Source organism: Pseudomonas sp. K5002 (assembly GCF_013386655.1).
Lineage (GTDB): Bacteria > Pseudomonadota > Gammaproteobacteria > Pseudomonadales > Pseudomonadaceae > Aquipseudomonas.
Genome location: NZ_JACARK010000682.1, coordinates 1 through 2,043 on the forward strand (window position 1 = coordinate 1; position 2,043 = coordinate 2,043).

The window sequence follows — 2,043 nt, forward strand, 5'->3', positions numbered from 1 at the left end:
CGGCGTGGGCAAATCCACCACCGCCGCCAACCTGGCCCTGGCCCTGGCCCGGGAAGGCGCGCGGGTCGGGATTCTCGACGCCGACATCTATGGCCCGAGCCAGGGCGTGATGTTTGGCATCCCGGAAGGCACCCGGCCGAAGATCAAGGACCAGAAATGGTTCGTGCCGATCGAGTCCCATGGCGTGGAAGTCATGTCCATGGCCTTCCTGACCGACGACAACACACCGATGGTCTGGCGCGGCCCGATGGTATCCGGTGCGTTGCTGCAACTGGTCACGCAGACCGACTGGGGCAACCTGGACTACCTGGTGATCGATATGCCGCCCGGCACCGGCGATATCCAGCTGACCCTGGCGCAGAAAGTGCCGGTGGCCGGCGCGGTGATCGTCACCACACCGCAGGACCTCGCGCTGCTGGATGCCCGCAAGGGTGTGGAGATGTTCCGCAAGGTCAACATCCCGGTGCTGGGCGTCGTGGAAAACATGGCGGTGCACATCTGCTCCAACTGCGGCCACGCCGAGCATCTGTTCGGTGAAGGCGGCGGCGAGAAGCTCGCGACCCAGTACGGCGTGGAACTGCTGGCGTCGTTGCCGCTGTCCATGGGGATTCGAGAGCAGGCTGATGGCGGCAAGCCGACGGTGGTTGCCGAGCCCGATGGCCAGATTGCCATGGTCTACCAGGAGCTGGCGCGCCACGTAGGCGCGCGAATCGTCCTGCAGGAAGCAGAGGCCCAGGCAATGCCGACGATTACTGTCAGCGACGACTGATCCACCGGATGGGAAAAAAGCCTCGACCTTGTCGGGGCTTTTTCTTGCCTGGTGAACACCAACGAGGCGTTTTTTACTCTTTTACGTAATTGCTGGTGTAAGCATTCACTTACTTTTTCGTAAGCGTTTGGGTTTTTTCATCGGCGGGGGCGTCTTGAATTGATTGCCTATATTTCTATCTTATTGAAATATAACGATTATTTATTCGCGTTTGAGCGCGTGAATCGAAAACTCGGCGGGTTGGATCCCGTTGAACTTCCCCGTGAACTCTCTAAGATCAGTCCTGTGTCCACGGATTGACACAGTCATCAAGGAACGATGATTCAGGGAACCTCGCAGGATGCGATTCATCAGGACGATGAAAAGGAACACAGGGACTAGGGAAAAAATGTGGGCGGGTCATACCGCCCCTTTTTTTTGCCTGTAGAAAAGTGAAACCCGCCCCGCAGAAATGCAAAAAGGCCCGCAAGGGGCCTTTTGGAGGGCATCGACGCTATCAGCGTTCGAGGTCGGCAATCTTGCCTTTTTTGCCATCCCACTCTGCCGCATCCGGCATCGGGTCTTTGCGCTCAGTGATATTCGGCCAGATTTCCGCCAGCTCAACGTTCAACTGAATAAATTCCTGCATCTCTGCCGGGACTTCGTCCTCGGAGAAAATAGCGACGGCCGGGCATTCTGGTTCACACAGGGCGCAGTCAATGCACTCGTCCGGGTGGATGACCAGGAAATTCGGGCCTTCGTAGAAGCAGTCCACCGGACACACTTCTACGCAGTCGGTGTACTTGCACTTGATGCAGTTGTCGGTGACGACGAAGGTCATTTCTAATTTTCTCCTCAGGCGGCGGCAGCGAAACCCTTTGTGGCAGGGCTCGCGAGGTTCGGGAGCGATAGTCTGCAGGCCAGGCTAAAAGCCCGCAGCATCCCAAACCGCGCGAGAGTCTACCAGCTTGCAAGCGTCTGCGTTATATCCGAGTCTTCAGTGCATATAACATTTCGAGCGCTTTTCGCGGCGTCACGTCATCCAGGTCAAGCTTAGCCAACTCATCCAGTACCGGATGAGGCAGGCTGGCGAACATGTCGCTCTGGTGCGGCGCGCTGGGTTTGTTGCTGGCCTTGGCCGGGCTGGCCACGGGAATCTCATGGGGCAGCGCTGTTTCTTCCAGGCGGCTCAGGTGCTCGCGAGCACGGGTAATCACCTCGGCCGGCACCCCCGCCAGTTGCGCCACGGCCAGGCCGTAACTCTGGCTTGCCGGGCCGGGCAGCACGTGGTGCAG

2 protein-coding genes and 1 pseudogene are annotated in these 2,043 nt (G+C 58.7%); 1 reads left to right on the forward strand and 2 read right to left on the reverse strand.

From position 1 onward, the window contains the following. A partial coding sequence (gene apbC / locus HX846_RS26115; RefSeq protein WP_178966378.1) for an iron-sulfur cluster carrier protein ApbC occupies positions 1–769 on the forward strand: 769 nt, incomplete at its 5' end. Positions 770–1,265: 496 nt separating this feature from the next. Here apbC and fdxA read toward each other — a convergent pair. Beyond that, complete coding sequence (fdxA, locus tag HX846_RS26120) at positions 1,266–1,589, reverse strand: ferredoxin FdxA (protein WP_003208688.1); 324 nt, start codon at positions 1,587–1,589, stop codon at positions 1,266–1,268. A gap of 142 nt (positions 1,590–1,731) precedes the next feature. Continuing rightward, positions 1,732–2,043, reverse strand: a pseudogene (locus tag HX846_RS26125) (DNA mismatch repair protein MutS); the annotation flags it as partial.